The following is a 24,341-nucleotide window of genomic DNA, read 5'->3' on the forward strand; positions in this document are numbered from 1 at the left end:
CCCCGGTCGGGATAAAAACACTCAAGCTATCAAACGGGACCGGAGGGCTTAGGTTCCAGCGGGGTCTGAAATGAATCCCCGTTTCGAGTCTTCAGTAATCGTCTTCGGGAATGGGCGGGATGGCGTAGACGATCGGCACGACGCAGCCGCGATAGCCGGTGGGCGGCGGCGTGGGCCGGGCGCCCTGCAGCAGGTTGCGGGCATAGTTGCCGAAGACCTCGCTGGGCTGGGCCGCCAGCACCTCGATCGCGCCCACCTGGCCCCACGGGGCGACGTCGAAACGCAGGATCGCCCAGCCGGACACGCGGCGCTTGCCGAAGGCGGGCGGATAGAGCTTGGCCTGCGGAATGTTCAGCTGCGCCTGGGTCACCTCGCAGGCGTCCTGGGGGCGCTCGAACGACTCCGCGGACGGACGCGCCGGGGCCGGCGTGGCCTTGGGCGTGGCCTTGAAGATGACCAGGCAGCCCGTGCGCGCCGGGCCTGGGAAATAGCGGGCCTCGGCCACGGCGCTGGCGGCCGTGTCGGCGAAGGCGGCCTCGCCGTGCTGGGCGGCGACCTTGACGTCGCGCACCGCGCCGTTCGCGTCGATGTCGTAGCGCAGGCCCGCCCAGGCCGGGTCGACCGACTTGTCGTCGAAGGCGCGAAGGTCGGGATAGACGATCATCCGGGGGCGCCGGCGAGTGTCGCAGTCACCGCCGCCGGCCAGGACCTCGCGGATCGCCGGCCAGGGCGAGCGCGGCGCGGCGGCCATGGTTTCGAACAGGCGGGCGGGCGACGCCTGGTCCAGCGGCATGGCGGTCGGCGTCAGGTCGATGGCGCAATCCTTGGCCGCCGCGCCCGGTGCGAACCGCCAGCTGGCGATGATCGCGGTCTGGTCGTCGATGGCCCACGGGATGGTGACATTGCTGGAGGGCGTGCGCTTCAGATCGATGACGTGGCCGTCGGTGTCGACCGAGAACGTATAGGCCTCGCTGCTCGCCAGCGGCGGCGGGACATAGGATTGGGCGCCGACTGGGGCGCCACCTGGGGCGCCAACTGGGAGGGGCGGCGGGACATAGGGCTGCCAGAGCCGGGGCGGCGGGGCCGCGCCCTCGATCAGCTGGGCCGAGCCCTGGCCGCAGGCGATCCGGGCCGGCGGCGGGGCGAAGGCGATCAGCTGGGCTGGCGCGATGGAAGCGCCGGGCGGCGGCGCGATGTCCGCCATCGCCACGGCGGGCGTCAGGAAGGCCAGGGCCGCGAGCAACAAGGCGCGCATGGTCGCTCCGCGATCTAAGGTTGAGAATCTCTCCTCCGCCCGGCGCGGCCGGTCAAGTGAACGTTTAGGCCGCGCGCCCACGGATCGCCGCGCCCAGCCGGCCGGGGCTGTAGGGCTTGGGCAGGAACGGATCGCCGGCCGGCAGGCGGCGCGGGCGGCCCGAGGTCAGCAGGCAGCGCACGGCCGGACGGCGGCGGTGGATCTCGTCGGCCAGCTCCAGGCCGCTCATGCCGGGCATGTCGATGTCGGTGAAGACGACGCCGACCTCCTGGTGGTCCTCGAACAGGTCCAGGGCCTCGCCGGCGTCGGCGGCCTCGTAGACGGTGTAGCCCTCGTCGCGCAGGGCCTCGGCGGCGACCAGCCGGACCAGCGGCTCGTCCTCGACGACCAGGACGACCAGATCGCTCATGGACGGGCCTCCAGCGCGCGGCCGCCCTGAACACGGCCGCCCTGAACACGGCCGCCCAGAACCCGACCGACGGCCTGGAGCCCGCGAGGCGGCGTTGTTTTCGACCGGCAGCACCGAAGTCTGTTCCATGCTCATTCTCCTGAGCAATGGAATGTGCGAGTGCGTCGGAAGTTTCAGGTTCGGTAGAATTAATATCTTGTAAGTACTTGTTAAGTCTTTGAGGCGACCGAGCCTCGTGGCGGCTAGGTCACGACAAACGTCGCCGCCCCCGCATCGCCCGCGCCGACGACCACCACCCCGTCCCGATGCCGCAGACGCCCGCCGCCCAGCGCCGCGAACGACACGCCCTCGCCGGCCAGGCCGGGGATCCGCCGGAAGCTGGCCCGCTTGGGATCGCCGCCGGCCTTGACGATCTCGACCGCGCCGTTCGCCCCGACGGCCAGCACATGTCCGGGCTTGAGGATCGGCTCCAGCGACACCGTCCCGGCCCCGGCCAGCCCCGGCTTCAGCCGGAACTGGGTCGTCGGCGGCGGACCCGCGCCCACCACCAGCCGATCGCCGTCGTGACGCAGGAAGCTCCCCGGCCGATCCAGCGGCGCGAACCTGTCCGGGACCTCGCCGGCCCCCACCGGCACGCCGAAGTCCGGCGCGCCATCCGGCTTGTAGTACAGGCGCTGTACGCGTGTGTGGCGGTTGGGATCGAACAGGGGGTCGCCCTTGATCTCCCTGTAGTCTCTGCCGTGATAGACCAGGACGTCGCGGCCCTGCTCGTCGACCGTGAAGGAATTGTGGCCCGGCCCCCAGACGCCCGTCTCCTCGCAGCTCTTGAACACCGGCTCGGGCGACTTGCTCCAGACGTCCGGCGACATCAGGTCGGCGTCCTCGTCGGCGCTTAGCAGGCCCAGGCAGTAGCGGTCGTCGGTGGCGCTGGCCGAGTAGCTGATGAACAGCTTGCCGTTGCGGCGCAGCGGCGCGGGGCCCTCGGCGACCTTGAAGCCCCGGACCTCCCAGTCCAGCGTCGGCACGGTCAGGCGGACCGGCGGCCGGGCCAGGGTGGTCGGGGTCGCCATCGGGGCCAGGTAGAGGTTGCTGTTGGTCTTGACGCCCGGCTCGGCCTGGGCCCACAGCAGGTAGCGCACGCCCTTGTGGCTGAAGACCGTCGAGTCCAGCGTGAACGTATCCCACGGCGTGATCAATTGTCCGAGGGCCTCCCAGCGGCCGGTCATCGGGTCCTTGTCCAGGCAGCGCAGCACATAGGCGCGGATGTGGAACGGCGCCCCCGCGTCGCCGGCCGCGAAGTACATGTGCCAGCGGCCGTCGATCTCGTGCAGCTCGGGCGCCCAGATGTAGCCGCCCAGCTTGCCGCTCGAGGGGCGCCGCCAGATCACCGCCTCCTGGGCCGTGGCCAGGCCCGCCAGGGTCGGCGCGCGGCGGATGGCCAGGCGGTCGTACTCCGGGACCGAGGCGGTCATGTAGTAGAGGCCGTCGTGATGCCGGAAGACCTGGGCGTCGGCCCGCTGGCGCACCAGCGGGTTCGACGGGACGGGCGCGGCGGCGGGCTTGGCGAGCGCCGGACCGCCCCCGATCAAGGGCGTGGTCGCGAGCGCCCCGGCGCCGGCCAGCATCGTCCGGCGGGAGGGGACGGCGGCCTGGATGGATCGGATCGACATGCAAGGCCCCTCGCCAGCCACGCCCTGGTCGGCGTGAAGCTTTATTGTCCGACAAATAGGATGATCGCAAGACCGGCCGCGACGCCGCCGCCGCGACGGGCCGTCAGATGGCCGACAGGGCCGCGGCGTCGACGGTCACGCGCTCGCGACCCGGACGCCCTCGACGATCGGCCACATGTCGGCGTCATGGGGCGGGACGGTGGGAGGGCTCATGCGGCGTCCTTACGTTGCGAGCGGCCGGCGTAGCGGCCGTCGGGAAGGGCGGTGACGTGGCCCCAGCGGACCAGGCTGGCCAGGGCCTTGATGACCGCCTGCTCGATGCGCTTGCCGCCCTTCTTGAAGCGCTTGGTCAGACCGGTGACGTCCAGCGGCTCGCCGGCGGCTTCCAGTGCGGCCAGTACGGCCGGCGGGCGGTCGGCGGCGTCCTTGGGGAAGTCGGGCAGGTCCTCGCCGGCGTCGACCGGCGCCTCGCCCAAATCCAGCTCGCCGCTCTTGGCGGTCGCGCCCTTGGCGAAGCGGGGGATCTGGTAGTCGGGCCGCAGCCAGCGCACATGGCCGGCCGCCTCCTCGCGCGCCCGCTCGGCGTTCAGGGCCACCAGCCGCTCCAGGATCTGCTCGTCGGTCAGGTCGCGCGGCCAGCCATAGGCGTCGGCCGTGGCCGCGTCGATCTGGTCGTGCAGCTCCTTGAGGATCAGCACCCGGCCGCGCGTCTTCTGGTCCTGCTCGATCGGCGTCAGCGCGGTCCCGGCGCGGACCTTTTCCAGCAGGTTATAGAGCCCGGTCAGGGTCAGGTCGACGTTCTCGGCCAGCACCGTCTTGCGCGTGGCGTCCAGCTCCTCACCGAGCGCGCGCAGGCGGGCTTTGATCTCCTCCGACGGGTCGGGGAAGGGGAAGGGGTCGAAGCAGGCACCTTTGACATAGACCGGCCGGTCTTCGAGCAAGCCGCCCGTTGAGATCGCCCAGTGGGCGTGGATGCGAGACGAAAGAATGGCCAGGACCGCCGCCTCAGCGGCCGAAACTACAACCAATTTATTATCGGGAGCGATCTCGGCTTCCAGAAACTGAAATACGCGATGCTTGGCTGTTTCGACGGTGGCGATGTAGCGCTCGATGCCGCTCAGCGCCGGCCGAAGCTCGCGCCGGGGTTCGCCGAATATCCACCAGTTGTCCCGGTAGACCGCGCGATTATTTTGATCTCTTTCAGGCTTAACCGTTGCAAGTAGGTGCTGATAGACCTCCGGGTATTCGCGCCTCACAGCCTCGGCCGACAGTCCGAAGAGGTCTATGACCATTACTTCCCTGGGCCTTGCGGTTAGATCGCGGCCGTTGCGGTATCGCCGGATGTACTTCTCCAGGCCCGGCCGCTTCCCTAGCCCCATGTGCTCGGCATCGGCAGGCGCGACGATAAAGCCCGATCCGTGCAGTTTTACGCCCGGCGAACAGATGCCTTCATTGGCCATCAAAGCGCGCGTAAGTGTCACATCTACACCCACCGTGAGGTCCGGATTCACCTTCCCCCGTTTCTCGGTGAAGGTCAGAAATGGCTCGTCGGTATCGAGACCAGTCTCGGTCGCGACCTCCCAGGCCACGCCGTCCAGCTTGCCGCGCGCGGCGGCGGTCATCGCGATCCGCACCGCCGCGCTTTCGCGGCCGGCTTTTGTCCAGGGATGGTCGTCGATGGCGAAGATCAGGCTGATCGGCGGCTTGCCGTTCAGGTGGCGCTCCATGACCCGCCGCTGGAAGACCTGGGTGATCGAGTTGGTGGTGACGAAGCCGAAGCGGCGCAGGATCGTCTTCTTCCGGGTCAGGATCTCGGCGGCGCGGTCCCACCAGTACATGACGAAGTCGGCGCTGTCGTTCATGGCCTTGTGGACGCCCCACAGGGCCTCGACATAGCCGTCGCCCAGGCGCGCGCGGAGGTCCTTGCCGCCAATAAACGGCGGGTTCCCCACGATGAATTCCGCCTCCGGCCACTCCGGCCGCCGGGCGTTGGGATAGGCCTCGACCCGTTTTCCGTCCTGCTCGACCACCCCCGGAACCGGATAGCCGTCCCAGGTCAGCACCGCGTCGCGGTTCTCGATGTTCTTGAACGCCTTGAGGATCGGCTCGGACGGGTGGCCGTCGCGGCTGCGATAGTGCTGTTGCAGATAGCCCAGCCACAAAACGAGCTCGGCGATGGCGGCGGCGCGGGGGTTCAGCTCTATCCCTAAGAACTGGTGCGGATCGACGGTCTCGAACCCCAGGCCCTCGGACTCGCCCAGCTGGGCCAGGGTCTCCAGGACCTCGGCCTCCAGCACCTTCATCAGCTCCAGCGACACATAGAGGAAGTTGGCGGTGCCGCAGGCCGGGTCCAGCACCCGCGTAGTGCAAAGCTGGTGGTGGAACGCCTTGACCGCCGCGCGGGCGCCCACGAGGTCGCCTTGGTCGGACAGCGCCTCGGCCTTGGTGCGGGCCGCGCGCCAGTCGTCGCGCAGGGGCTCCATGACCGTGACATTGACCAGCCGCTCGACATAGGCGCGCGGGGTGTAGTGGGCGCCCAGACGGCGGCGCTCGTCGGGGTCCAGGGCCTGTTCGACCAGGGTGCCGAAGATGGCCGGCTCGACCTGGCGCCAGTCGCGCTCTGCGGCGGCCAGCAGTTCGCCGATCTCCTCGCGGCCCAGCTCGAAGGCGGTGGTGTCCTTGAAGAGGCCCCCGTTGAAGCGCAGGACCGTGGCGTCGATGGCCATGGACTCGCCGCCCTTGTCCATCGCCGTCCACAGCTCCTTGACCCGCTGGGGAAAGCGCTCGGGGCTGTCCAGCGACTTGCGCAGCAGGCCTCGGAAGCTGTCCTTGGGCAGCAGCTCCACGTCCTCTGCGAACATCGTGAAGATGCAGCGCATCAGGAAGTGGGCGACGTCGGCGGCGCGGGCGCCCTTGGCCTCCAGCGCCTTGGACACCTCGGCCAGGCGCTCGGCGATCTCGCGGGTGACGCGGGCGGCCTCGCGGGCCGGGTCCAGGCTGTGCGGGTCGCTCCAGATTTTCAACAGGCGTTCGCGGACCTTGGGGTCGCGAAGCTCGTCCAGATAGATGCGATAGCCCTTGCGGTCGGGGAAATAGGCGTAGCCCCGCCCGGTGCCCGAGAAGTCGGCGTAGATCTCCAGGCAGTGGCCGACGTCGGCGACGATCAGGAACGGCGGCGCCGGGTGATCGGCGGGCAACAGGTGGACATAGTCCAGCGCCTGGTTGAAGGCCTTGCGCATCAGGACGTCGAAATTCCGCACGGCGGCGCGGCGACCCAGCTGCTCGGGCTGGACGGCCTCGGGCGCGGCGGCCAGGCCCAGGGCCAGTTGCTCGGGCGCGGCCTTGTCGCCGCCCTTGGCGTGCGACTGCTTGGCCTCCAGCAGGAAGTGGGCCTTCTTGTAGAGGTCGATGCGCTTGGCGCTGGCGCCGTCCAGGGTGGTGGAGCGCACGGCGCGCTCGAACACATAGTCGTTGCGGTCGCGCTCGGCGCCGGACGGATCAGGCCGCGAGACGCCCAGCACGTCGCACAGCTCGGACAGGAACATCTGATAGTTGGCGCGTTCCGCGCCGCCTTCACGCGCCGTCCAGCGCGCGATGAACTCGTCGACTGTCATATCGTTAAGCAGGCCCCCGGCAATCGCCTCAACTTAGACGGCTTGGGCGGCGCTTGGCGAGCGTCTCCTTCTCCCCTCGCGGGAGAAGGTGGCCTGCGAAGCAGGTCGGATGAGGGGTTCTCGGCCAGGTCGGCGCGACCCCTCACCCGGCCCTGACGGGCCACCCTCTCCCGCAAGGGGAGAGGGGAGCGTCACCCCTTCCTGAAAAACCCATGGATCCGCTCGGCCAGCGCCTGGCTGACCCCCTCGACCTTGACCAGGTCCTCCACGCTCGCCCGGCCAACCCCCTTGGCCGACCCGAACGCGTGGAGCAGCGCCTTCTTGCGCCCCGGGCCGACGCCCTCGATCTCGTCGAGCGGGTTCTTCTTCAGGTCCATGGACCGCCGCGTGCGGTGGGCGCCGATGGCGAAGCGGTGGGCTTCGTCGCGCAGGCGTTGCAGGTAGTAGAGCACCGGCGACTTGGGCTCGAGCATGAACGGGGTCTGGCCGGGGATGAAGAAGCGCTCCAGGCCGGCGTCGCGGTCAGGACCCTTGGCCACCCCGACGACGGCGATGTCGTCGACGCCCAGGTCGGCCATGATCTCGAGGGCGGCGTCCAGCTGGCCCTTGCCGCCGTCGACCAGCACCAGGTCGGGGCGGTTGTCGCTGTCGCCTTCCTCCTCCTCCTTGACCAGGCGGGCGAAGCGGCGGCGCAGCACCTCCTTCATCATGCCGTAGTCGTCGCCGGGGGTGAGCTCGGTGCTCTTGATGTTGAACTTGCGGTACTGGCCCTTCATGAAGCCTTCCGGCCCGGCCACGATCATGCCGCCCACGGCGTTGGTGCCCTGGATGTGGCTGTTGTCGTAGACCTCGATCCGCTCGGGCGGGGCCTCCAGCTTGAAGGCCTCGCAGACGCCGGCCAGCAGCTTGGTCTGGGCCGAGCCTTCGGCCATTTTTCGCCCGAGCGCTTCACGGGCGTTGGTCAGGGCGTGCTGGACCAGATCGGCCTTCTCGCCGCGCTTGGGGACGGCGATCTCGACCTTGCGGCCGGTCTTCAGGGCGAAGGCCTCGGACAGGAGCTCGGCCTCGGCCGGCTGGACATTGGCCAGGATCAGCCGCGGGATCGGCTTGTCGTCATAGAACTGGCCCAGGAAGGCGGTGATGATCCGCTGCTCCTCGGTCGTGGCCTCGTCCTCGGACTCATCCGCCGAACCGGCCACCCGGGGGAAATAGGCGCGGTTGCCCCAGTTCTGGCCGGCCCGGAAGAAGAACACCTGCACGCAGGCCTGGCCGCCCTCGACGTGCAGGGCCACGACGTCGGCCTCGTCCACGGTCTCGGGGTTGATCTGGGTCTCCTGGGCGACGCTGGAGAGAGCGCGGATGCGGTCGCGCAGGCGGGCGGCGCGCTCGAACTCCAGGTCCTCGGCGGCGGCTTCCATCTCCTTGGCCATGGTCGCCATGACCGCGCGGGACTTGCCTCTCAAGAAGGCCTCGGCCTGGTCGACCAGGGCCTGGTAGTCGTCCTTGCCGATCAGGCCGGTGCAGGGGGCGGCGCAACGCTTGATCTGGTGCAGCATGCAGGGCCGGTCGCGGCTGTCATAGACGCTGTCGCTGCACGAACGCAGCAGGAAGGCCTTCTGCAGGGTGTTCAGCGTGCGGTTCACCGCCCAGGCGCTGGCGAACGGCCCGAAATAGTCGCCCTTGAGGGTGTGGGCGCCGCGATGCTTGCGCAGCTGGGGCGCGTCGTGGTCGCGGCGGATGACGATCTCGGGGAAGCTCTTGTCGTCGCGCAGCAGCACGTTGAAGCGCGGCTTCAGCTGCTTGATCAGGTTGATCTCGAGCAGCAGGGCGTCGGCTTCGGTGCGGGTGGTGATGAACTCCATCGACCGCGTGGCGTCGACCATGTTGGCGATGCGGTTGGTGTGGAAGCGGCCTTGCGCGTACTGGATGACGCGCTTTTTCAGGCTCTTGGCCTTGCCGACATAGAGCACCTCGTCGGCGTCGCCGATCATCCGGTACACGCCGGGCGCATCGGGCAGGCGCGAGACCTCGTCCTTGATCAGGGCGGCGCCGGAGAGGCGGGGGGAGGAGGGAGTGTCGGCGGTGGTGTCGGTCACGGAGGGAGATATAGGCGAGTCCCGGACGTTCAGCGATCTTCCAGGGCGTGGTGAATGCGCGCGATGGTCACGCGGTCTGGACGAACGCGGTAGCTGATGACGTAGGTCCAGGTCCGGAAGGGAACAACGAATTCGCGCATCGCGCTAACCTTCGACGACCGACCGCGCTCGGGAAAGTCGCGCAAACCATTGATAGCGGTTCGAAGCGTGACGCCGAGGGCTTCCGCGTAAGGTGCGTCGCGATCGGCCAGCCAGGCTTGTAGACGTTCGAGATCAGTCCAGACGGGGCCGGCGATGACGATCCGTCGCACCGATCAGCGCTTTTGTCCGAAGTTCAGCAGCCGAGCCTCGACCTGTTCCCAGGGGACGCCGCCGGTTCGATCGGCCTCATCGCAGATCGCCTCGAGTTCCCGCCAATACGCGGCGTCGCGTTCGGGCGGGGCGTGAACCGGCGTCTCATTCCATGGGGCCTCTTTTTCTTCGAAGCCGGGCTCCTCGACGACGCGTCGAAGCATCTCGATCAAATACGCCTCAACGGTCTGCCCCGCCGCCTTCGCGCGGGCGCGGAAACGCTCGGCGAGCGCCTCGTCGATTTTAACGGTCAATCCATCATCGGCCATGTTCTCATGATGTTCCATCCGCCGTTTGTCGTCAATCGCGAGGGGCGCTATGACGCCTCCCATGACCACGCGCCCGCTCTTCGTCACGCCGCTCTATGAAGCCAGCCTCGCCGGCGAGAAGGACTTCGAGACCTTCGTCGACGAGCTGCACGACGCCTGTATCGCCATCGCCGAGGACGACGAGGCCGGCCAGGCCTGGGCCTATAACAAGGGTTATCTGGGCTACACCTCCTACGCCTCGCTGAACGACCTGCCGCGGCGCGACAGCCTGTTTTCGGACCTGAAGAAGAAGCTCGACAAGCACGCGGCCGCCTTCGCCAAGGCCCTGCATTTCGACCTGGGCGCGGGCAAGCTGGTGATGGACAGCTTCTGGATCAACATCCTGGAGCCGGGCGGCCAGCACAGCGGCCACATCCACCCCCACAGCGTCATCTCCGGCACGGTCTATGTGACCATCCCGCCGGGCGCCTCGGCCCTGAAGTTCGAGGATCCGCGCCTGCCGATGATGATGGCCGCGCCCACCCGCGACGAGGACGCGCCGGAGGGCCTGAGGCCGTTCGTGTACGTCCAGCCGGCGCCCGGGACGGTGCTGCTATGGGAAAGCTGGTTGCGCCACGAGGTGACGCCCAACCAGGCCGACGAGCAGCGCATCAGCATCAGCTTCAACTACGCCTGGCGCTGATCTCGAAACTTGGCCGGTGGGCCATGGGTTCTCCCGTCGAAGGAGATCCGCCATGGCCCAGACCCCGAACATTCCGGCGACGCCCTGATCATCCAGAAGGTCCAGCCCTTCGGCCAGGGCGATATCGTCCTGACCACGCCGTCGCTGGACCCCGACGGGCGGCTGGACGACCGCCACTCGGCCTATCACGAGAACCGCTCGCCGCCGCTGGTCTGGACGCCGGTGGAGACCGTGGCCGCCTACGCCATCGTGGTCGAGGATCCGGATGCGCCGCGCGAGCATCCGTTCGTGCACTGGCTGATCTGGAACATCCCGGGCGAGGCGACCAGCCTGCCCGAGGGCCTGCCGAACGACGTCAGCCTGGGCGCGATCGGCGGCGCCGTCCAGGGCGTCAACGGCGCGGGCAAGGTCGGGTGGTTCGGGCCGCGCCCGCCGCCGGGGCACGGCCTGCACCGCTATCACTTCCAGATCTTCGCCCTGGCCGAGCGCCTGACCTTCGGCCCCAACGTGCCGCTGGAGACCCTGGTCAGCGCCCTGAAGGGCGACACGCTGGCCGACGGCCTGCTGGTGGCGACCTACGAGGCGCCAGAAACCCAGTAGGCGACGCGGTAGGGGCTACGGACCGCAGGTCCAGGTCCCCTCGATGACCCGCTTGGCGCCGTCGGCGCGGTTGTAGCTCAGGGTGGCGGGGTAGGCGGGGGATTCCCCGCCGCCCGTCGCCTTGCCGGTGATGGCGATCTTGATGGTCTTGCCCTGGCCGCTGAAGGTCGCGCCGTTGACCATGGCGTCGTAGCCGCCGGGCGTGACGATGCGCTCGACATAGGTCCCGACCTTGACCAGGCCCTGGGCGGCGTCCTTGGAGGCGACGAAGCCCACGGCATAGAGCAGTTGATCGGCGCCGCTGTTGAAGCCGCAGCTCAGCTCGCCCTTCAGGTCGTTGGCCTCGAAGTCGGGGCGGGTCAGGCCCGACAGCGTGATCGGCGAGCCGTCGCCGCCCACCGTGGGGCTGACGGTGGGGCCGTCATTGGGCGCGGCCGCCGTCGGCGCGGGCTGGGTCGCGGATATGGCCGGGGTGCGCACCTCGTCCGGCGCGGGCGGCGCGGCGGGCTGGTCTTCGGTCTTCTGTTGAGAACAGGCGGTCAGGACGAAGGCGGCGGCGATCACGGTCGCGAGGCGGTAAGTCATGGCGTTCCTTTGTCGTTGAGAACGACGTTAGACGGTCGCCGGTTCGCCCGCCACCACGCTCGCCTTCCAGCCCTTCTCCAGGGTCCAGGCGGCGATGGCCAGCCACAGCAGCCCCAGGAAGGCGTGGCCCCGCTGCCAGTAGCCGACGTCATAGCCGGTGCGCACGTTCCACACCCCGGTCAGCAGGGCGAAGACCAGCAGCAGGCCCAGGAACCATCCCAGCGAGAACTGGGCCAGCCGGCGATAGCCTGGTCGGCCCCACAGGGCCCAGGCGGTGAACAGCGGCGCGAACTGGATGGCCAGGCCCACGCCGCAGGCGCGGTGCATCGGGTCTGGCCAGTGGAAGATGCCGGCGAACACCGCGCCCAGGCCGGTCAGGGCCACGAACAGTCCGGCGAAGGCCGAGACCCGCCGCCGGCCGCCGGCCTCTTCCAGCGCGTGGGCGAAGCCGGCCCCGGCCAGCAGGCCCGCGATGCCCGCGATGACCATGCCGATGTTGAAGACCTCGGGCAGGGGGGCCTTGGGGCCGCCCAGCTCGCTGATGAACTGGGCGCCGGCGTCGAAGCCGGGGAACAGCCGCTGGGCCAGCCACACGTCGGCCACCATGATGGCCGGCGCGATCACGCCGATCTTCAGGAAGGCGCCGGTGCGGACGGTCAACGCATAAGCCTTGGTTGGATCGAGACCTGAAAATCGCTCCTCGCGGGGGAGGGGTCAATGCACCAACGCCGTCATCCCGCGACTTGTTCGCGGGACCCATTTGTCCGCCGTGAGTGAGGAGCAAGGACTGCTCTCACGTGGACGCTGAACCATGGGTCCCGCGCATAAAGCGCGGGATGACGCTTTGGGGGAGCGGGAATTACTTCGCCGTCGACGGATGCCCCGCCGGCGCGAACGTGCCGCCGAAGAAGTCGCCCTTCTTCCAGACCGGGCGCGCCGGCTGGTTGGCCAGCTCGCGGGCGATCTCGTAGTTGACCAGCGCGAACTTGGCGGCCGCCTGGTAGTCGATCGGCTGGTTCAGGTCGTCGCCCGGGTGGTGGTAGTTGGTCTTCAGGAAGGCGGTGAAGGCCTTCTCGCCGCCATTCTGGAAGCCGGTCATCAGGAACACCGACGGCACGCCCTGCTCGACGAAGCGGTAGTGGTCCGAGCGGGTGAACAGGCCTTCGTCCGGCATCGGGTCGCCCGACAGCGCCACGCCCACGCGGCCGGCGGCGTGCTTGACGGCCTCGCCGACGGTCGAGCGGTCGGCGCCGAACGCGATCACGTCGGTGAACGGATACAGCAGCACCGGCATGTCCAGGTTCACATCGGCGGCGATGTTGGCCTTCGGCACGGTCGGGTTGTTGGCGAAGTAGTCCGAGCCGACCAGGCCCTTCTCCTCGCCGGTGACGGCCAGCAGGATGATCGAGCGCTTGGGGCGCATCTTGGTGTTCTTGAAGCCGCGCGCGACCTCCAGCAGCGTGGCGATGCCCGAGGCGTTGTCCAGGGCGCCGTTATTGATGCGGTCCTCGCCGGGCTTGGCGTTGTCCTTGACGCCGATGTGGTCCAGGTGCGCCGACAGGATGATGGTCTGGGCCTTCAGCGTCGGGTCGGAGCCCTCGATGACGCCGACGACGTTGCTGCTCTCGCGCTTCTCGATCTCGGTCTTCAGCGAGACCTTGGCCTTGCCGGGCAGGGCGAAGCCCTTGATCGCGCCGGCCGGGGTCTCGGCCTGTTCCAGGACGGTCGCCAGCGGCGTCGCCGAGCCGGCGAACAGCTTCTCGGCGCCGGCCAGGCTGATCGAGGCCAGCGACGGGGCCGACGGCGCGCGGATGGCGCCGACGTCCTGGGCGTTGCGCCAGATCACCCGCCACTCCTTCATGCCCGCCAGGCCGCGCGCGAACGGACGGCGCTTCTCGCTGCTGGTGGTCGGGATGATCAGCACGCCGATCGCGCCGCGCTTGGCGGCCTCGACGCGCTTGGTGTTGGGGTTGCTGAAGTGGGCGCGTTCCTCGGTCTGGATCGAGGTCGGGGCGCCGGTCAGGATGACGACGATCTTGCCCTTCACGTCCAGGCCCGCGTAGTCGTCGCGACCGCGCGAGGGATCGACCACGCCAAAGCCCGCGAACACCAGCGGGGCCTCGACATTGATGTCGGCGGCCTGGGCCTGCGAGCCCGGCAGATAGTCCTCGCCGTACTTCAGGGCGACGCTCGTCCCATCGGCGCCGATGATGCTGATCGCGCCGTCGGTGGCCGGGCGGTGGGCCAGCAGCGGCACGTGCTGCAGGTAGCTGACCCCGGTGGTCGTCTTGTCGCCGGCCGGCTTGACGCCCAGCAGGGCGTATTGGGCGGCGACATAGTTGGCGGCGATGTCGTAGCCGCGCGTGCCGGCCTCGCGGCCTTCCATGGCGTCGTCGGCCAGGAAGGTCATGTGGGCCTTGATGGCCTCGGGCGAGGGGACGAAGTCAGAAGCCGGGGCAGCGGCCTTCTTGCCAACTTGCTTTTGGGCGGCGGCGGGCGCCGGCTTGGCGGGCGTGGCGGCGAGGACCGGTTGAGCGACCATGAGCAGGGCGGCGCTGGCGAGCGCGGCGCGGCGCGTAAACGACATGTATGGAGAGCCTTCTCAGGAGGGTGACAGCCGAAAGTGTGGGCGGTTTCGGCGGCCGTCACCCGACCAACGTTAGAGTTGGCGAGCCGCCCCCGGCCCGCATAGGGGGCGAACCATGTCGGCGCCGTGACAGCTTGTCGAGACGGCCGCGCCTGAACGTTTTGTAATGTTGGGAAGGATTTCCCGCCGAGAACAGTGTTCTCGCAACGGCGCTCGCGCGGCGGGCGAAGCCAAGGCCAGCAACGGCCCCGAGCGGTTCGGTTAGCGGCAGATTCACCCTGTTCACCGGTCCGGGGAGGCCCCGGAAAACGTGGTTAATTCGCGTAAAAAATTATGACCAAGGTGTGAATTTTACCATTTTTGGTTGCGTCCGCTTAACCCAACCGGCGCGATAACCAACGTCAAGAAAACGGCAATTCCCGCCGCAACGTCCTTCTGGGGGATTTTCCCATGCAGGCAATCTCGATCGCAGCCTCCGGCATGATGGCCGCCGCCGACCGTCTCCACGCTTCCGCCCAGCGCGTGGCGTCGGCGGACGCCTCGGCCGAGCGCGCCCAGACCCTCGGAGACGTCGACTACGTCAACGAGCGGGTCCAGCAGATCGGCGCCGCCACCGACTTCAAGGCCAACGCGGCGGTGATCCGCACGGCCGACGAAATGACCGGAGCCCTGCTCAACCTCAAGGTCTGAGCCGCTCCTCAAGTCCTCTTTGAACGTGGTCCGCCACGCTCCCCCGAAGTTAGAGCCCGGTCAGCCGAGGCGGCTTTGCGCCGCAGCGGATGGGCTCTAGCGGCCGGACGCCCAAAGCGCGCCCCCCTTGCAGAGGGCGTTCGGCAGCCGCCTCCCGCTTTGCCCCCTAGTCTTGCGGGAGGCGGCCCCCACCTAGTTTTCCTTCTCCCCTTGCGGGAGAAGGTGGCCGCGAAGCGGCCGGATGAGGGGTTGATAGGCTTGTCGGCTTTCTGCCCTCGTCAGCCGCCGTCGCGGCGGATGCTGTCTTCGACCCCTCACCCGACCGCCTTCGGCGGCCACCCTCTCCCGCAAGGGGAGAGGGGTTGCGGGTTATGGATGTTCATGTATTGTTCTTGTTATGGTGGAGCCCTCGAGACAGGTCGCCTTTGCTAGGCGGTTACGGCGGGAAGCGCCCGCGATGGAGCAAGTGCTCTGGCGACTGCTGCGCGACCGTCGACTGGAAGGGCTGAAGTTCCGTCGCCAGCTGCCGGTCGGTCGATACGTCGCTGACTTCGCATGCCTGCGGCATCGACTGATCGTGGAGTTGGACGGGCCGCATCACGATGAACGCCGGGACACCCAACGTGATACCTGTCTGGTCTCGCAAGGCTTCCGCGTCCTACGTTTCAAGAACGAACAGCTGAACGCCCCTGACTACGTCCTCGGCACGATCCTCGACGCCGTTGCCGTTCCCCCTTCTCCCCTCGCGGGAGAAGGTGTCGGCGCAGCCGACGGATGAGGGGTCGCACAAACGAAAACCGCCGCGACCGGCGGTGAAGCCAATCGCGGCGGATGCTGTCTTCGACCCCTCACCCGACCCGCTGCGCGGGCCACCCTCTCCCGCAAGGGGAGAGGGATGCTTACTTCGCCTTATCCATCAGGCCGGCGAAGCGCTCGAACAGGTACAGGCTGTCCGTCGGGCCGGGCGAGGCTTCCGGGTGGTGCTGGACGCTGAACACCGGCTTGTCGGCCAACTGGATGCCGGCATTGGTGCCGTCGAACAGCGAGACGTGGGTCTCCTGGACCGGGGCGGGGAGGCTCTCGCTGTCCACGGTGAAGCCGTGGTTCATCGACACGATCTCGACCTTGCCGGTGGTCAGGTCTTTCACCGGGTGGTTGGCGCCGTGGTGGCCCTGTTCCATCTTCACGGTCTTGGCGCCCAGCGCCAGGGCCAGCATCTGGTGGCCCAGGCAGATGCCGAACACCGGCTTGCCGCTCTGCACCAGCTTCTGGATCTCGGGCACGGCGTATTCGCCGGTCGCGGCCGGGTCGCCGGGGCCGTTGCTGAGCAGCACGCCGTCCGGATCGCGGGCCAGGATATCCTCGGCCTTGGTGTCGGCCGGCACCACCGTGGCGCGGGCGCCGACATGGGCCAGAGCCCGCAGGATGTTGCGCTTCACGCCGTAGTCGATGACGACCACTTCGTACTTGGGCTTGTCCAGCTTGGCGTAGCCTTCCGGCCACGACCACAGGCCCTCGTCCCAGGTGAAGGTCTGGGTGGTCGAGGCGTCCTTGGCCAGGTCCAGGCCTTCCAGGCCGGCCCAGGCCTTGGCCTTGGCGACCAGGGCGGGCAGGTCGAACTCGCCATCGGGCGAGTGGGCGATGACGCCGTGCGGCATGCCGGTCTCGCGGATCTTGCGGGTCAGGGCGCGGGTGTCGATCCCGGCCAGGCCAATGACGCCGCGGGTCTTCATCCAGGCGTCGAAGTCGCTGTTGGCGCGCCAGTTGGCCTGCTCGGTCGGGACCTCGCGGAACAACGCGCCGCGGGCGGCCGTCTCGGCCACGCCGGTAATCTGCTCGACGTCCTCGACGTTCGTGCCGACATTGCCGATGTGCGGGAAGGTGAAGGCGACGATCTGGGCCATGTAGGAGGGGTCGGTCAGGATCTCCTGATAGCCCGTCATGGCGGTGTTGAAGCACACCTCGCCGACCGCGTCGCCGATCGCGCCGCAGCCCACGCCTTGCAGGATCGTGCCGTCGGCCAGGGCCAGAACGCCGGTGACGCCGGGGAGAAGGTCTTGGGACATTCTGTGGAGCGCTCCTGAACGCGGCTGGACCCGGAGATGGGCCGGTCATTTTCGCAAAAAGGCGGGCCAGGAGTAACCCCTGCCCGCCGCGCAAACGGCGGGGTGTCTAGGGGGTATAGGGGGAGGGGTCAACCCCCGCTGATCACGCGGATTTCGCTTGGCCCAACATTCCCGTGATATGCGAACGCGCACCCTCGCGCGAGGGGCTGAAAAGCCCTTATGGTAGAAGGCTTCCAGGCGAACAGAACTCAGCCACGACCAGGCGAACACGGGAGGACGGACCCATGCTCGAACTGCGCCCCAATTGCGAGTGCTGTGACGCCAACCTGCCGCCCGACAGCCACGCGGCCCGAATCTGCACCTTTGAACACACCTTCTGCGCCGACTGCGCCGACATGCGGTTCGACGGAGCGTGCCCGGATTGCGGCGGCGGCCTGGTGGCGCGGCCGATCCGGCCGGAGAGCCAGCTGCACCGGTACCCGGCCTCGCTGCGGCGGGTGAACCGGGGTCACCGGTACAGCGTGCCTCGGCGAGAGGATGAGCGGCCGGCGGGCTGGGCTTAGGGTTTTGGCTTAGCGCCATGCCAACGTCGCCATTGGTCTGACGTTCTCATCTAAGTAATTTCTGTGAAGGGCCGGCCTCGGCGCCCGGCCACGCGCTCTCATCCCGGTGGTCTAGCCGGCAGCGCTCTCGGGCCTCGTCCGAGTGATCTTCAATGTTCGCGCGAACATTCGCGGAAAAATCCGATTTCATCCCAAGACATCCTCGCACCGCCCCGCCCGGCGTGGCGCCGGCGCCGCGGGTGCGTGTCAAAGGTCCGACGGTTGACCGCCGATAAGGTCTGACCACCTTGACCTGGGAGGACTTACCTCGTAACGCTGTCCATTGTGACCGCTACCACCGCCGTGTGGGGCGTGAGCGCCGGCACGGGAAGGCCGGCGGACCCCACGGCGGCAACGAACAAGTGCGCAGAGCACCGTCTCTTAGGGGAGAAACATGCCGTCCATCCGACACCACGCTTCCGTCCGTCGCCTTGCCTTGATCGGCGCGACGTGTCTGACCACCATCACCATGGCGCCCGTTCTGTTGGGGGGAGCCGCCCATGCCCAAACCGCCCCGGCCGCCGCCTCCGACACCGTCGAGGAAGTGGTCGTCACCGGTTTCCGCAAGTCGCTGGCCGACTCGACCAACGCCAAGCGTGAGGCCATCGGCTTCAGCGACACCGTTTTCGCCGAAGACATCGGCAAGTTCCCCGACCTCAACATCGCCGAGTCGCTGAACCGGATCCCCGGCGTGCAGCTGACCCGCGAGATCAACGGCGACGGCCTGAACGTCGCCATTCGGGGCCTGGGCACCAACTTCACCAAGATCCTGCTGAACGGCGCGCAGGCCGCCGTCGCCTCGTCGGGTCGCACCGATGGCCAGAACCAGAACCGCGAAGTCGACCTCGACCTCTATCCGACCGAGCTGTTCACCCGCCTGGACGTCTCCAAGACCCCGACCGCCGGTCAGGTCGAGGGCGGCGTCGCCGGCGTCGTCAACATGCGCAGCGCCCGTCCGTTCGACTACAAGGTCGGCCAGCAGCTGGTCTATTCGATCCAGGGCGGCAAGAACTCGGAAGACGACGGCTTCTCGCCGCGCGGCTCGCTGCTGGGCAGCAAGACGTTCGAGACCGCCGCCGGCGAGTTCGGCATCCTGGTCGGCGGCGCCTGGGCCCGTAACAAGTCCACCACCACCGGCTTCGAGACGATCGGCTGGACCAACGCCAACATGACCTGCACGGGCTGCAACGTGACGGGCGGCAACGGCTTCAACTGGGCCTCGACGGTTCCGGCCGGCGTGAGCGGCAACGGCCTGACGCCGGGCCAGACGGTCGACAACGCCCTGCTGGCGGCGCTGAACCCGGGCACGACCCTGGCCCAGCTGTCCGACGCGCAACTGCCGCGCCTGGGCCGCGACTCCTGGAGCTCGGGCGAGCGCAACCGCAACAGCTACATCGCCTCGCTGCAGTACCGCCCGAACGACAGCCTCGATATCTACCTCGACACGATGTTCTCGGAGGCCCATCGCGAGTTCGAGCGCATCGACATGAACTGGTCGGTGCGGAACTCGAACTTCATGGTCCCTGTGGGCGTGAAGGTCGACAGCAACAATGTCGTCACCGAAGGCACCTTCCTCAACTCGCAGTTCTTCCTCGAGTACCGCCCGTACAAGGAAGACGTCGAGGTCCTGAACGTGAACCCGGGCTTCAGCTGGAAGGCCAACGACTGGATCAAGGTCGACGGCCAGGTGAACTGGAGCCGCTCGGTCTTCTTCCGCGAAGCGCCCACGGTCCTGTTCAACAGCCCGCTGAACACCGGCCTGAACGTCACCTACAAGAACGATGGCGAGAAGCCCTCGATCGTCGCGTCCAAGAGCCTGAACGACCCGAACCTGGGTTGGACCTGGGCCGGCGGCCGCGTGAACGTGCAGAACGAAAAGCGCGTCACCTTCACCAAGGGCGCCCACTTCGACGTCACGTTCGGCGAAGACAAGAACATCAACTTCAAGGTCGGCGCGGCCTATGACGACGTCGGTCGCCGCATCACGGCCATCGACAACTCCGCCCGCTGGCAGACCTTCACCTGCGGCGGCGGCGGCGTCACCCCGCAGAGCCCCGCGCCCGCCCCGGTTCCCGCCTGCGACGGCCGCGCCGGCTCGGCCGTCACCTCGGCCACCCTGGCCAGCTACATCAAGGCCGGGCCGATCGGCTTCGTGACGCTGGACAAGGACAAGTTCTTCGGGGCCACCCAGTACGACGCGTTCAACGCGGCGGCGCCGTTCTCGTCCTCGGCCGCCACGGGCGCGGCCTCGGGCTACATCCGCGAGAAGACCACCGGCGCCTATATCGAGATGAACGGCGTCGCCCAGATCCTGGACCGCGACCTGCGCTTCAACGCGGGCGTCCGCTACTACGACACCGAGCAGACGATCGAAGGCCCGCAGACCGTCAACGGCGTGCTGTCGTTCCTGCAGCGCACGACCAAGTACGACGGCATGCTGCCCTCGTTCAACGCCGCCTTCGACCTGAGCGACAGCATCGTGCTGCGGGCCAGCGCCTCGCGCTCGATGACCCGTCCCAACCCGTCGGCCATGCTGCCGGGCACGGTGTTCTCGGATCCCTCGGCCCAGCAGGCCACCCAGGGCAATCCGAACCTGCAGCCCTACTTCTCGAACAACTTCGACCTGGGCGGCGAGTGGTACACCGGCGGCGCCGGCTATGTGGGCGTCGCCTTGTTCCGCAAGGAGCTGACCGGCTTCACCATCAACGGCAACAGCACCATCCCCTTCCTGCAGCTGGGCGTGCCCTATGACCAGCTGACGAACCTGCAGCAGCAGGCGATCACCAACCGCGGCGGCCCCAACGCCGCGACGGTCACGGTCAGCCAGCAGGTCAACGCCGACGGCGTGCTGACCATCCTGGGCCAGGAAGTCACCTGGGTGCAGCCGCTGGACTTCGTGCTGAAGGGGGCGGGCTTCACCGCCAACGCCACCCACGTCGAGCAGAACCCGCGCGGCCAAGGCGCCCCGGCCCAGGCCGTCGGCATCTCGCCGTGGACCTACAACATCACCGGCTACTACGAGGACCACGGCGCGACGGTCCGTCTGTCGTATGTCTGGAACGACGCCCAGGTTTCGTCGGGCAATAACCAGAACGGCATCCCGTTCGCGACCCTGAACACCGAGGCCCGCGGTCAGTTCGACTTCTCGGCCAGCTACCAGTTCAAGAACCTGCCGACCCAGCCGCGCATCACCCTGGATGTCATCAACATCACCAAGGAAGAGCAGCGCAGCAACTTCTACTGGGACAACGCCATGTTCACCCAGTACCAGCCGGGCCGCCAGATCCTGGTGGGCATCCGGGGCAAGTTCTAGGGCTTCACCACCTCAACCTCTGTTCCCTCTCCCCGCCGGCCGCGTTCCCTGGTCGGCGGGGTTCTTTTCTCCCAATTCGCGCGCGGGATCCTAGTCTACCTCCCCCCGTGCGCGGCCTTCGCGGCGTGCCTTCCACCGAAGGCGCGCCGTCCTTTTTTCGGGTGCGCCAAGGGCCGACAAGGACAATCTGTCGCGGTTCCGTGACCGTGGCGGAATCTGGGCGTTAACCAGCGGCGGCGCATGGTCCTATCCGCAAGGAGCCGCCATGACCCACCTCGACCCGACCGCCGCGAAGTTCGCCGCGATGTCCGCCAAGTTCGCCCTCGGCGTCGGCGAGACCGTGTTGAACCTGGCCCTGTCGGCGGCCGTCCCGGTCAGCATCGTGGTCTTCGTGGCCCTGACCTTCTGAGGTCGAGGGGCCGCCTCGGCGGCGGCCAGCCAGCGTTCGCGGGCCAGGGTCCGGCCCGGATCGTCAGGGCGAGACAGCCACGGGCACATACAGGGGGCGGCCAGCGCGCCATACGCGCAGGAGCACGGCGTTGCGCCCCAGCTCGCGCGCCGTCTGGACCGCTCGCCTCAGGTCGTCACCGCTGGTCACCGGCTGATTTGACGCCTGGGTGACGATGTCGCCCGCGCGGAGACCCTTGCTCGCCGCGTCGCTCCGTGGCGCGACCCGCTCGACCAGGACGCCGCTCTCGGACGCGGGAAGACCGGTTCGGCGACGTGAGGCCTCGTCGAGTGGGGCCACGCTCAGGCCCAGCACATCGCCGCCGCCATCGACGGCTTGAGCTGGCGAATCCTGGCTCGGTCGTTCGCCGGCCACCAGATCCAGTTGCAGCCGGCGCCCGTTGCGCAAGACATCGAGGCGGAGGCGCTCGCCGGGGCGCGCCTGGCCCACGCGGCGCGTGAGATCGGCGCTGGAGGTCAGGGCCTGACCATTCAAGGCCAGGAGGGCGTCGCCGGGCCTGACGCCCGCCTTGTCGGCCGGCCCGGCGGGCGTGACTTCCGCGGCCAGGGCGCCCTTGCGGCCGGGAATCCCCAGGCTGTCGGCGATGTCGGGCGTCAGGTTCTGGATCGTCGCCCCGATAAAGCCGCGCGTGACCGAGCCGGTCGCGATCAGCTGCTTGGTGATGCGGTCGGCCACGTCGGCGGGGATGGCGAAGCCGATGCCCACCGAGCCGCCCGAAGGCGAATAGATCGCCGCGTTCACGCCGATCACCCGCCCCCAGATGTCGAACGTCGGGCCGCCGGAATTGCCGTGATTGATCGGCGCGTCGATCTGCAGGTAGTCGACATAGGCTTCGCCGATGTCGCGGCCATAGGCCGAGACGATGCCCGAGGTCGCCGTGCCGCCCAGGCCGAACGGATTGCCCATGGCGATGACCCAGTCGCCCACCCGCGGCCGGGCCTTGGTTTCGAAATTGACGTGGGCGAAGCCCGCGCCGTCCACCTTCAGCACGGCCAGGTCGGTCAGGGCGTCACGGCCGACGATCTCGGCGATGAGATCCCGGCCGTCGTTCAACCGAACCCGGACCTTCGAGGCGTTCTCCACGACGTGGTTGTTGGTGACGATGTAACCGGTGTCGGAGATGAAGAAGCCGGAACCGGAAATCCGCGCGTCCGGTCGCTTGGACGGGGTTTCGTCGTCGGGGGACCCAAAGCGGAACGGAAAGGGCAAGCCGGGGAAGATCCGAGAGAAATCGGCGCGGGGCGGCGCCGGTCGCGTCACGTCGATCGACACCACGGCTGGGGCGACGCGCGCGATGGTGTCGGCGAAGCTGCCGGAGGCCGGTGCGTCGGGCGGGACGGCCTGAGACGCCGAGGGCGGGGCCGGGCGCGTCGCGGCGAGCGCGGGGGACAAAAGCAGGGCCGCCAACACCGGGGCGAGCAGGGACTTGGAAAACTTTGGGTTCGCCATTTTCAATCGAGAGGTTCGAAAAGCTGGGTCCAGAGGCCAAGGCGGCGCGGAGCAGGGCGCTCCGAGGCTCGACCGTCGACGAATTCGACGGGCGATTAGTTAAATCGCGGTCTGGCGCGATCAAGGCGCGACGACCCCTATCGCCATAAAAATATCGTGAAGCGATATATTAATCCGTGCCGTGGCGCGATCTTCGGTTCGCCGACGTGGCCAGGCTTGATAGGCCGATCTGGGCCGCTATTGTCCCCCTTAGAGATCGGGTCGCGCTCGCGACCGGGCTGGCGCTCTTCGGCGAACCCAGTCAGGCGTCCGTCGATAACCGGACGCCGCGTTCGTCAACCGCTTCCGCGGACGCAACGGAGACCTCGGGTCTTCGCGTGCGCTCCGCCAGGCTGCTCAAGGCTCATCCATGATCAAGACATTGGCGGTCCGGTCGCTTCGCGGCTTTCGCGACTTCATCACGCACGAGGCGGCTGGCGGTTATGTGCTGATGGCGGCCGCGGCCCTGGCCCTCGTCGTGGCCAACTCGCCGCTGGCCGAAACCTATTTCCACGCCCTGCACGCCGACCTCGGCCCGATGAGCGTCCACCACTGGATCAATGACGGGCTGATGGCCCTGTTTTTCCTGCTGGTCGGGCTGGAGATCAAGCGCGAGGTCCTGGACGGACAGCTGTCGCGTCCCGCCGACGTCATCCTGCCCGGCGCCGCGGCCCTGGGCGGCGTGGCGCTGCCGGCGGTGATCTATCTGGCCTTCAACGCGGGACACCCCGGCGGCGTCGCCGGCTGGGCCATCCCGTCGGCCACCGACATCGCCTTCGCGCTGGGAGTGCTGGCCCTGCTGGGGCCGCGCGTGCCGACCTCGCTGAAAATCTTCCTGACCGCCATCGCCATCATGGACGACCTGGCGGCCATCGTGATCATCGCCCTGTTCTACACCGCCCAGCTGCACCTGCTTTATCTGGCCGGGGCGGGCGCCGTGCTGCTGGTCCTGATCGCCCTGAACCGGCTGAAGGTCCTGACCCTGTGGCCCTATCTGCTGCTGGGCGCGGTGTTGTGGTTCCTGGTGCTGAAGTCGGGGATCCACGCCACCCTGGCCGGCGTCGCCCTGGCCCTGACCATCCCGCTGCGCCCGGGCGACCATTCGCCGCTGCACCGGCTGGAGCACGCCCTGCACGAGCCGGTCGCCTTCGTCGTCACGCCGATCTTCGGCTTCGCCAACGCCGGGCTGTCATTCGCGGGCATAGGCCTCGCGGCCATGCTTGACCCCGTGCCGCTGGGCGTGGCCCTGGGCCTGTTCTTCGGCAAGCAGTTGGGCGTGTTCGGAGTCGCCTTCGGCCTCATCAAGCTGGGCTGGGCGCGCCTGCCGCGCGAGGCCAGCTTCGGCCAGCTCTACGGCGTGGCGCTGCTGTGCGGCATCGGCTTCACCATGAGCCTGTTCATCGGCGCCCTGGCGTTCAGGGATCCGCATCTGGTCGACGAGACCAAGATCGGCGTGCTGGCCGGATCCCTGGCCTCCGCGCTCGCGGGCATGGCGATCCTGCGCGTGGCCAAGTCCCGGGTCAGCCGGGCGGCGCCAAATGGTGACCCAAAAAGATCGTGAAGCGATATAAAGCGCCACGATCCTCGGCGAGCGT

Annotated in this window: 19 protein-coding genes and 1 pseudogene; 8 read left to right on the forward strand and 12 right to left on the reverse strand. The window is 68.3% G+C overall.

Translation table 11 applies throughout. The features are described from left to right. Positions 1–91 precede the first annotated feature (91 nt). The 7 genes from ACW173_RS12660 to ACW173_RS12690 all read right to left on the reverse strand — a co-directional run bounded on the left by ACW173_RS12660 (position 92) and on the right by ACW173_RS12690 (position 9,664). Positions 92–1,255, reverse strand: coding sequence for an energy transducer TonB (locus tag ACW173_RS12660; RefSeq protein ID WP_492080368.1), 1,164 nt, complete (start codon positions 1,253–1,255; stop codon positions 92–94). A 64-nt stretch (positions 1,256–1,319) separates the two neighbouring features. Beyond that, complete coding sequence (locus tag ACW173_RS12665) at positions 1,320–1,664, reverse strand: response regulator (protein ID WP_492080369.1); 345 nt, start codon at positions 1,662–1,664, stop codon at positions 1,320–1,322. Between the two features lie 242 nt (positions 1,665–1,906). Then, the gene (locus tag ACW173_RS12670) at positions 1,907–3,334 is read right to left on the reverse strand and encodes a family 43 glycosylhydrolase (protein ID WP_492080370.1); all 1,428 of its coding nucleotides are present in this window, start codon (positions 3,332–3,334) and stop codon (positions 1,907–1,909) included. 209 nt (positions 3,335–3,543) lie between these two features. Then, complete coding sequence (locus ACW173_RS12675; protein ID WP_492080371.1) at positions 3,544–6,948, reverse strand: class I SAM-dependent DNA methyltransferase; 3,405 nt, start codon at positions 6,946–6,948, stop codon at positions 3,544–3,546. A 191-nt stretch (positions 6,949–7,139) separates the two neighbouring features. Then, positions 7,140–9,056, reverse strand: coding sequence for an excinuclease ABC subunit UvrC (uvrC, locus tag ACW173_RS12680; protein ID WP_492085987.1), 1,917 nt, complete (start codon positions 9,054–9,056; stop codon positions 7,140–7,142). Positions 9,057–9,073: 17 nt separating this feature from the next. Continuing rightward, positions 9,074–9,355, reverse strand: coding sequence for a type II toxin-antitoxin system RelE/ParE family toxin (locus tag ACW173_RS12685; protein ID WP_492080372.1), 282 nt, complete (start codon positions 9,353–9,355; stop codon positions 9,074–9,076). Between the two features lie 3 nt (positions 9,356–9,358). After that, complete coding sequence (locus ACW173_RS12690; protein WP_492080373.1) at positions 9,359–9,664, reverse strand: hypothetical protein; 306 nt, start codon at positions 9,662–9,664, stop codon at positions 9,359–9,361. A gap of 61 nt (positions 9,665–9,725) precedes the next feature. On the opposite strand from ACW173_RS12690, the gene ACW173_RS12695 reads away from it, so the two are divergent. Together ACW173_RS12695 and ACW173_RS12700 are read left to right on the forward strand one after the other, a co-directional pair. Next, positions 9,726–10,346 carry a TIGR02466 family protein gene (locus ACW173_RS12695; RefSeq protein WP_492080374.1) on the forward strand — a complete coding sequence of 207 codons (621 nt, stop codon included), beginning with the start codon at positions 9,726–9,728 and terminating at the stop codon, positions 10,344–10,346. Positions 10,347–10,355: 9 nt separating this feature from the next. Further along, entirely contained in the window at positions 10,356–10,946 is a 591-nt protein-coding gene (locus ACW173_RS12700; protein ID WP_492080375.1) for a YbhB/YbcL family Raf kinase inhibitor-like protein, read from the forward strand. Between the two features lie 15 nt (positions 10,947–10,961). On the opposite strand, the gene ACW173_RS12705 is transcribed toward ACW173_RS12700, so the two are convergent. The 3 genes from ACW173_RS12705 to ACW173_RS12715 all read right to left on the reverse strand — a co-directional run bounded on the left by ACW173_RS12705 (position 10,962) and on the right by ACW173_RS12715 (position 14,118). After that, a complete protein-coding gene (locus ACW173_RS12705) occupies positions 10,962–11,531 on the reverse strand; it encodes a hypothetical protein (protein WP_492080376.1) in 570 nt (189 codons plus the stop codon). Positions 11,532–11,558: 27 nt separating this feature from the next. After that, a complete protein-coding gene (locus ACW173_RS12710) occupies positions 11,559–12,191 on the reverse strand; it encodes a DUF998 domain-containing protein (protein ID WP_492080377.1) in 633 nt (210 codons plus the stop codon). Positions 12,192–12,390: 199 nt separating this feature from the next. Next, the gene (locus ACW173_RS12715) at positions 12,391–14,118 is read right to left on the reverse strand and encodes a M28 family peptidase (RefSeq protein WP_492080378.1); all 1,728 of its coding nucleotides are present in this window, start codon (positions 14,116–14,118) and stop codon (positions 12,391–12,393) included. Between the two features lie 450 nt (positions 14,119–14,568). Between ACW173_RS12715 and ACW173_RS12720 the strand changes: the two genes are divergently transcribed. Beyond that, complete coding sequence (locus ACW173_RS12720) at positions 14,569–14,808, forward strand: flagellar basal body rod C-terminal domain-containing protein (protein WP_492080379.1); 240 nt, start codon at positions 14,569–14,571, stop codon at positions 14,806–14,808. A gap of 376 nt (positions 14,809–15,184) precedes the next feature. Next, positions 15,185–15,586 (forward strand): annotated as a pseudogene (locus ACW173_RS12725) (DUF559 domain-containing protein); the annotation flags it as partial. 121 nt (positions 15,587–15,707) lie between these two features. Here ACW173_RS12725 and carA read toward each other — a convergent pair. Then, complete coding sequence (carA, locus tag ACW173_RS12730) at positions 15,708–16,874, reverse strand: glutamine-hydrolyzing carbamoyl-phosphate synthase small subunit (protein WP_492080380.1); 1,167 nt, start codon at positions 16,872–16,874, stop codon at positions 15,708–15,710. Between the two features lie 284 nt (positions 16,875–17,158). On the opposite strand from carA, the gene ACW173_RS12735 reads away from it, so the two are divergent. From ACW173_RS12735 to ACW173_RS12745, 3 genes are all read left to right on the forward strand, one after another. After that, positions 17,159–17,437 carry a DUF1272 domain-containing protein gene (locus ACW173_RS12735; protein WP_492080381.1) on the forward strand — a complete coding sequence of 93 codons (279 nt, stop codon included), beginning with the start codon at positions 17,159–17,161 and terminating at the stop codon, positions 17,435–17,437. A gap of 433 nt (positions 17,438–17,870) precedes the next feature. Further along, positions 17,871–20,789 carry a TonB-dependent receptor gene (locus ACW173_RS12740; protein ID WP_492080382.1) on the forward strand — a complete coding sequence of 973 codons (2,919 nt, stop codon included), beginning with the start codon at positions 17,871–17,873 and terminating at the stop codon, positions 20,787–20,789. Between the two features lie 265 nt (positions 20,790–21,054). Then, positions 21,055–21,198 (forward strand): hypothetical protein, encoded by a 144-nt coding sequence (locus ACW173_RS12745; RefSeq protein WP_492080383.1) that lies wholly within the window; start codon positions 21,055–21,057, stop codon positions 21,196–21,198. Between the two features lie 63 nt (positions 21,199–21,261). On the opposite strand, the gene ACW173_RS12750 is transcribed toward ACW173_RS12745, so the two are convergent. Continuing rightward, positions 21,262–22,707 carry a Do family serine endopeptidase gene (locus ACW173_RS12750; protein WP_492080384.1) on the reverse strand — a complete coding sequence of 482 codons (1,446 nt, stop codon included), beginning with the start codon at positions 22,705–22,707 and terminating at the stop codon, positions 21,262–21,264. A gap of 409 nt (positions 22,708–23,116) precedes the next feature. Here ACW173_RS12750 and nhaA point away from each other — a divergent pair, with 409 nt between their 5' ends. Beyond that, the gene (gene nhaA, locus ACW173_RS12755; protein ID WP_492080385.1) at positions 23,117–24,307 is read left to right on the forward strand and encodes a Na+/H+ antiporter NhaA; all 1,191 of its coding nucleotides are present in this window, start codon (positions 23,117–23,119) and stop codon (positions 24,305–24,307) included. Positions 24,308–24,341: the final 34 nt, after the last annotated feature.

This window comes from Caulobacter sp. ALps2, from assembly GCF_058681635.1.